This is a genomic window from Peribacillus sp. P4_C12 (assembly GCF_056402095.1).
The window spans coordinates 1-7,398 of sequence record NZ_JBFUIB010000168.1 but is presented as its reverse complement, the minus strand read 5'-3'; the positions used below and the strand labels follow the sequence as shown (position 1 = coordinate 7,398).

The following is a 7,398-nucleotide window of genomic DNA, read 5'->3' as shown; positions in this document are numbered from 1 at the left end:
TCCCTAAACAGAGTGATTCCTTTCATTTACGTATGGGTTTTTAATAAGTTTCATTTATTTGTTATAATTTAAGGGATTAAGATAGAAAGTAGTGATAAAAGTGAACATAGCAAAATTGATGGACATGCAGGCGGCCTTAGATAAGCATATAGAGACAAAGCACGATCTGGGTGCAGAAAACTTGGTCGAGCGGAAGACTCTTGCTCTTTTAGTGGAGCTTGGGGAGCTGGCTAACGAAACGAGATGTTTTAAATTCTGGAGTCTTAAAGGTCCTTCGGATAAAGAAACGATTTTGGCTGAATACGTGGATGGCATTCACTTTATTTTGTCACTTGGGATTGAAAAGAGTTTTGTACCAAAAGTTCCATCGGCTTTCAAAATGGGTCATGTTGATTTAACGGCTCAATTCACTTTGATATACGGGTACATCAACGAGTTTCGTGTGCAATTAACAGAGTCCGCGTTTCAAAAGGTTTTTGCTGAATATCTACATTTAGGGGAGTTGCTAGGATTTTCCGCAGAGGATGTGGAAAATGCATACGTCACCAAAAATGAAGTGAATTACGAAAGACAAAAACAAGGCTATTAATTGTTTGTGCAACCGATATTTTGTATAATTATTCTTGTAGTGTAAAAAAGAGGGAGGTAAATGCATGGCTCAATTGGATGAAACATTAAGGATGCTGAAAGATTTAACGGATGCTAAAGGCATTGCTGGAAATGAAAGTGAAGTAAGAAAAGTAATGGCTGAATACATAACCCCTTTCGCGGATGAAATATCGACTGATGGTTTGGGAAGTTTGATCGCTATGAAAACAGGTGATGAAAACGGTCCGAAAATCGTCGTTACTGGACATTTGGATGAAGTTGGTTTCATGATAACTCAAATTGATGATAAAGGATTTTTGCGTTTTCAGCCGGTAGGAGGCTGGTGGTCACAGGTGATGCTCGCTCAACGCGTGACGATCGTCACAAATAAAGGCGATGTAACTGGGGTTATCGGTTCAAAGCCGCCACATATTTTATCAGCAGAAGCGAGGAAAAAGCCGGTTGAGATTAAAGATATGTTTATTGACATTGGTGCAACTAGCAAGGAAGAAGTAAAGGAATGGGGCGTTAAGCCGGGCGATATGGTAGTACCGTATTTTGAATTCACAGTCATGAATAATGAAAAAATGTTGCTTGCTAAAGCTTGGGACAACCGAATTGGCTGTGCAATCGCTATTGACGTCCTTAAACAGTTGAAAGATAGCGACCATCCGAATGTTGTATACGGGATTGGTGCAGTTCAAGAAGAGGTTGGTCTGCGTGGCTCTAAAACATCAACGTTCAAAATTAAGCCGGATATTGGTTTTGCCGTTGATGTCGGTATAGCTGGTGATACACCAGGTGTAACTGATAAAGAAGCGATGAGTAAAATGGGTGAAGGTCCGCAAATCGTTATATATGATGCATCGATGGTAGCTCATAAAGGACTGCGGGATTTCGTTACCAACACGGCTGACGAAATGAACATTCCTTATCAATATGAATCGATTCCAGGCGGTGGAACGGATGCAGGTTCCATTCACTTAACAGCAAATGGAGTTCCTGCACTGGCAATTACGATTGCAACACGCTACATTCATTCACATGCGGCAATGCTTCATCGTGATGATTATGAAAATGCAGTTAAACTAATTGTCGAAGTGATCAAACGCTTAGACCGTGAAGCAGTGGACCGTATTATTTACGAATAACATAGAGAAATTTAGAAAAGGAGAGGCTCCTTTAAAGGGCCTCTCCTTTTTCATTGATAGTTACTTATCCTCGACAATTATATAGACGGCTTTAATTGGACCATGAACGCCAACGACAAGGTCCATTTCGATATCAGCGGAATTGCTCGGTCCGGTTATGAAATTAATGCAGGAAGGAACGACTTCACCGCGATTAACTTTAGAACGAATGGCCGCTGCAGCTTGTGTCATTCGCGGAACGATGGTGCTCTTTGGGATAATGGAAACATGACAAGCGGGCAGGAAGCTGATGGAACGGCCATGGTTCTTACTGCTAAATAAGACGACGGTCGCTGATTCCGCAAGTKTTATTTCACTGAATGTGATTCCGATATTAGCACTTTCTGCCAGTTCGATATTTTTTTTCCCTGCTTGATGGTCCCAAACGTGGACACCTTTTTCATTCAGCACATCAACTAACTGATAGTCAGAGAATCGATCATCTTTTGGAATGATTAATTGTCCATTTCCAAGTTCCTCAATCACCTGTTTTAAAAGGTGTGCAACTTGCTTTGAGTCGGTAAGGTGAAACTGCGTATGGACCCGTTTGCACTGTTCCTGTAATTCGTTGACAAGATCATCTGGTGTCGCATGTTTCAGAACCTCGAATTGGGGAGCGTGCTTCCAAACAGGACGGGTTATGCCTTTGGTTATAGGAGCTCTTCCTAGGTTTTTGGCAATTTTATTTAAAAACGTGCCTTCATTTTGGATAGTTCCAGTCATGATGGTTTCCCTCCTGTCTCGCGATTTTTAAACCAGTCCCTAAAGCTTTCTTTACTAGGAGCTGGGAATTCACGGCTTTCGGTCCAGGTTTTAAGTGGTCCCGGTCCTTTTGAGATGATATCTCCCGTTTTAAAAGGGGACATAGCTGAAGGGGCCATTTTTGAACCAAACTTATAAAGCATTGGAGAAGCGGCGCCGATTCCGAATGCCTTCATAGCCATCTTTTCAGAGAAGGGAACCATTTTTTCCTTTTCTACGATGACTTCACGATGCTTTCTTAGCAGATCAYGCAGAGGGATTTTTACCGGACAGGCATCGGTACAAGCTGCACAAAGAGTTGATGCATAAGGTAGTTCTTTAAAATCATCATAGCCACCAAGTAATGGTGAAAGCACAGCGCCGATTGGACCCGGATAAATGGAACCATAGGAATGGCCGCCAACCTGGCGATAGACCGGGCAGACATTGATACAGGCTGCACAGCGAATGCATTGGAGAACAGATTGAAACTCAGTTCCTAAAATGGAAGAGCGTCCATTATCGACGATGACAAGGTGGAATTCCTCAGGTCYGTCGACATCCCCTTCATCACGTGGACCGGTAAGTGCGGTAATGTAGCTGGTCAATCTTTGACCGACCGCGCTTCTTGTCAATAAACTGACAAGAACTTCAAATTCATCGAATGTAGGTACAAGCCGTTCCATCCCCATCACGGTAATTTGCGTTTTTGGCAGGGCTGTGACTAAATCAGCATTTCCCTCATTCGTTACCAAACCAATCGAGCCAGTTTCTGCAATCGCAAAATTACAGCCGGTAATGCCAACATCCGCACTTAAGAAATCTTTCCGAAGAATACCCCGGACATGAGCGGTAAGCTCCTCCGGATTTTCGGTTTTCGTATAGGCAAGCTTCTCTTTAAAAACATCCCTTATTTGTTCTTTGTTTTTGTGGAGAGCAGGCGCGACGATATGGGAAGGCGGATCATGATCATCAACTTGTAAAATGTACTCACCGAGGTCTGTTTCAACGACATCAAGTCCAACAGCTTCAAGAGTAGCATTTAAATTGATTTCTTCCGTGACCATCGATTTTGATTTCACGACTTTTTTGGCCTTCTTTTTTACGATAACGTCCTTAATGTATCCGCTTGCTTCTTCAGCTGTTTCAGCAAAAAAGACATGACCTCCTCGTTTCGAAACATTTTCTGCAAGCTGGTGCAAATAGAAATCAAGGTTGCTAAGCACATGCTGTCGGATTTCTTCCCCAAGGGACCGCCAATCCTCCCAGCTTCCCAACTCATCAACGGCAGTCAGCCGCCGTCCGTGTAATCGTTCTTGGGCACTCGATACCGCCAGTCGCATAAAATCATTATGTATTCCTTCATCCACTCGGTCTTTAAACTTGGCAGAGCTGGTTTTCATAGCCATGTTTTATCCCTCCTCGCTTTCTTTAAATACTATTCAATACTTCGGCAATATGTAGAACTTTAATAGGTTGACCTTTACGTTGGATACGTCCGCCGATATTCATTAAACAGCCTGCATCGCCGCCAATTAAAAAGTCGGCTCCGGTATCTTCAATATTGCAGACTTTTTCCTCGACCATTTGTCCGGATATATCACCCATCTTAACTGAAAAGGTTCCCCCGAATCCGCAACAATTTTGAGCGTCCGGAAGAGGTGTCATTTCCAGTCCTTTAACATGGCTTAACAAAATGGCAGGGGCTTCTTTCACTTTAAGCAGCCGAGTCATATGACAGGAAGTATGATAAGTCGCTTTTCCTTCAAATGTAGCGCCAACATCAGTTACCTTTAGAACGTTCACGATGAATTGGGTCAATTCATATGTTTTTGCCGCCAATGCAGCAGCCTTCGTTTCCCATTCAGCATCGCCTTTAAAAAGGACTGGATATTCTTTGAACATAGCCGCACAGGAACCTGAGGGGGTTACTATATATTCAGCATCCTCGAACGTTTGGATCATCTTTTTCATAGCTTCCTTTGATTCCTTTGTATACCCGCTATTGTATGCCGGCTGTCCACAACAAATCTGCGATTCTGGAAAATCAATCTCACAGCCTAATCTCTCGAGTAGTTCTACTGTTGCTTTTCCGACATTGGATTGAAACAAATCAACTAAACAAGTTGCAAAGAGAGTTACTTTCAATTTGGTCTCCTCCTTTTTTAAAATAGGTTAACAGGTCATCTGATGACTAGTAAATAGAAAAAGGAAATGGTTTAGAGAAAATACCAATTCCAGGATTATAAATGAAGAAATCGTTTTCAAAATAATATACCAATTTTCTCCTTGGTTGTATAGAGTATTTTTGAAATTTAATGAATAATCAAATATTTGTTTGCTGATTAGTGAGGATGACTTTATCTAATGATTCCTCAACGTTTTGAAGGTGAAAAAGCATAGCGTTGCGGGCTCCTGCTTCGTCTTGCGCCACAATCGCGTCATAAATCTTCGCATGCTGTTGGTAAAGTCGTTTAAGTGTCATTTCTTCGGAATATAGAGCAATTCGCCGAATATCACGCATCTTTTCCGTCATTAATTCTGAAACGTGATGCATCAGCGTAATGAGCAATTCATTTTGGGAAGCGTTTGCGACTGCGACATGGAAGGCTATATCAGCTTTATCACTCAGTTCTTCATCTTCAGTCACCTTTTCCATTTCAGAAAGCCTGAACTCAAGCTCAGCAAGATTTTCATTTGTTCGTTTCTTCGCAGCCACTTCAGCCGCCCCTGACTCAAGGATTTTCCGAACCTCTAGCAAATGCTTGATATTGTCCTTATCCATCAAAAGAGCAGCAGTTAATGGGAGGTTCATGATGCTAGGGTCAAATGTTTTAACAAATGTTCCTTCTCCTTGTTTGATTTCAATGAGTCCCATTGAACTTAATGCACTTAATGCTTCACGGATTGCCGGTCGTCCGACTTGGAAATTTTCTGCAAGCTGTTGAATGGAGTCTAATTGTTCACCTGGTTTCAGGGTGCCTGACCGAATCATTACATAAAGTTCTTCGCTGACTTCTTCATAAATTTTTTTCGGTTTAATTTTTTTATATACCAAGTAGTAAACACCTCTATTTTCTATGAGTTTCTCTGGTTAATATTATATAACACAAACGATCTTTCTCACTTGTCGAAGATTAAAAATCTAAAAAAAATCTTGATTTTATATTTTTTATCATTTAATTTAAATAAATACTCATCAAGTCATCTGATGACTTTGAATATTTAGATATGTAAGGGTTTTCACCTGATACATAATTTCTGAAATTTTAAAAAAATAAGCAAAAGGAGTCGAAATGAATGACATGGACACAAAACTTTACGCCGATTATCGATAATTTAGTCGTATCTTCCCTTGTAGCACTTATCCCAATTATTTACTTTTTCTGGGCTCTCACGATCAAGCGAATGAAAGGGTACATTGCTGGTCTTACGACGTTACTAGTGGCCCTTGCAGTTGCCGTTTTTGTGTATGGAATGCCAGCAGGAAAGGCCGTAATGTCTGCTTCGCAAGGGGCGGTGTACGGGCTACTGCCAATTGGATGGATTATTATCACTTCAGTATTTTTGTACAAAATGACAATTAAAAGCGGACAATTCAATATTATTCGATCTTCGGTTCTTTCGCTTACCGAAGACCGCCGCCTTCAGGCTTTATTGGTTGCGTTTTCTTTCGGGGCCTTTTTAGAAGGGGCTGCTGGATTTGGAGCACCGGTTGCGATTTCCGCAGCGCTTTTAGTAGGTCTTGGGTTTAACCCGCTATATGCAGCTGGCATTTGTTTAATTGCCAACACTGCTCCGGTCGCATTTGGGGCCGTTGGAATACCRATTATTGCTATGGAAGGGCCTACGGGGATTGCTGCCATGGAGATTTCAAAAATGGTCGGTCGCCAACTGCCATTCCTTTCAGCATTCATTCCTCTGTACCTTATTTTGATTATGACTGGGTGGAAACGATCGCTTGAGGTTATGCCAGCTATCTTGGTTTCTGGTCTATCCTTTGCAATTACCCAATACTTTAGCTCGAATTTTCTTGGACCGGAGTTACCGGATATCCTTTCTGCTCTAGTGTCACTTTTTGCTTTAGCAATCTTCCTAAAATTTTGGAAGCCTAAAACAATTTTCCGGTTTGCGTCTGAAGAAACGGCAGCAGCTGTTGAACCATTGGATGATTCAGTGGAAGTGGAAAAAAGGTATACGAAATGGCAAATATTCCATGCATGGTCACCATTCCTTTTGTTAACGCTTTTCATAACGATATGGGGGATGAATCCAATAAAACCTGCGCTCTCTGGACATTATGAAGGTGACAATATGTTACTGAGCGGCATCAATGAAATTGGAAAACTATTAACCTTCCAAATTGAAGTACCAAGTCTGCATAACGAGATTATCGGGAGCAATGGATTACCGATTGCCGCTTTCTTCAAAATAGAATTGCTCGGGGCAGCGGGTACAGCTATATTACTGGCTGCAATCGTTACGAAGTTTATTGCACACATCTCTACAAAAGTTTTCTTTAACACTTTTGCCGAAGCAATGAAAGAGTTGGCAAAACCAATCTTGATGATTTCGTCTGTTGTGGCTTTTGCGTACGTAACGAATGCTTCTGGCATGTCGACAACATTAGGAATGACACTTGCAAAATCAGGGGATTTGTTTCCGTTCTTTGCACCGGTTCTCGGTTGGCTAGGGGTGTTTATTACTGGATCCGATACATCTGCTAATCTCTTATTTGGCAGTCTTCAGAAAGTTACAGCACTTAAGGTAGAGATGGAACCGGTTCTGGCACTTGCGGCGAACTCATCCGGAGGGGTTACCGGTAAAATGATCTCGCCTCAATCGATTGCCATTGCTTGTGCTGCTGTAGGATTGGCAG

General features: G+C 41.8%; 7 protein-coding genes. 3 read left to right on the top strand and 4 right to left on the bottom strand.

Features of this window, described 5'->3' with window-relative positions:
* Positions 1–100 precede the first annotated feature (100 nt).
* Positions 101–589, top strand: coding sequence for a dUTP diphosphatase (locus AC1DUW_RS17410; RefSeq protein WP_180320467.1), 489 nt, complete (start codon positions 101–103; stop codon positions 587–589).
* 64 nt (positions 590–653) lie between these two features.
* Complete coding sequence (locus AC1DUW_RS17405) at positions 654–1,739, top strand: M42 family metallopeptidase (RefSeq protein WP_477643069.1); 1,086 nt, start codon at positions 654–656, stop codon at positions 1,737–1,739.
* A gap of 60 nt (positions 1,740–1,799) precedes the next feature.
* On the opposite strand, the gene AC1DUW_RS17400 is transcribed toward AC1DUW_RS17405, so the two are convergent.
* The 4 genes from AC1DUW_RS17400 to AC1DUW_RS17385 all read right to left on the bottom strand — a co-directional run bounded on the left by AC1DUW_RS17400 (position 1,800) and on the right by AC1DUW_RS17385 (position 5,577).
* Complete coding sequence (locus tag AC1DUW_RS17400; protein WP_477643068.1) at positions 1,800–2,501, bottom strand: LutC/YkgG family protein; 702 nt, start codon at positions 2,499–2,501, stop codon at positions 1,800–1,802.
* Positions 2,498–3,928 (bottom strand): LutB/LldF family L-lactate oxidation iron-sulfur protein, encoded by a 1,431-nt coding sequence (locus AC1DUW_RS17395; RefSeq protein ID WP_477643067.1) that lies wholly within the window; start codon positions 3,926–3,928, stop codon positions 2,498–2,500. The genes AC1DUW_RS17400 and AC1DUW_RS17395 overlap by 4 nt, the downstream gene beginning before the upstream one ends.
* 22 nt (positions 3,929–3,950) lie before the next feature.
* A complete protein-coding gene (locus AC1DUW_RS17390) occupies positions 3,951–4,667 on the bottom strand; it encodes a (Fe-S)-binding protein (protein WP_053347245.1) in 717 nt (238 codons plus the stop codon).
* A gap of 178 nt (positions 4,668–4,845) precedes the next feature.
* Positions 4,846–5,577, bottom strand: coding sequence for a FadR/GntR family transcriptional regulator (locus tag AC1DUW_RS17385; RefSeq protein ID WP_477643066.1), 732 nt, complete (start codon positions 5,575–5,577; stop codon positions 4,846–4,848).
* Positions 5,578–5,819: 242 nt separating this feature from the next.
* Here AC1DUW_RS17385 and AC1DUW_RS17380 point away from each other — a divergent pair.
* On the top strand, positions 5,820–7,398 hold a 1,579-nt coding region (locus AC1DUW_RS17380), incomplete at its 3' end, for an L-lactate permease (protein ID WP_477643065.1).

What these genes read in the sequence shown, in the direction of transcription:
- AC1DUW_RS17405 (WP_477643069.1), top strand. Translation starts at nt 654, where the DNA reads ATGGCTCAATTGGATGAAACATTAAGGATGCTGAAAGATTTAACGGAT.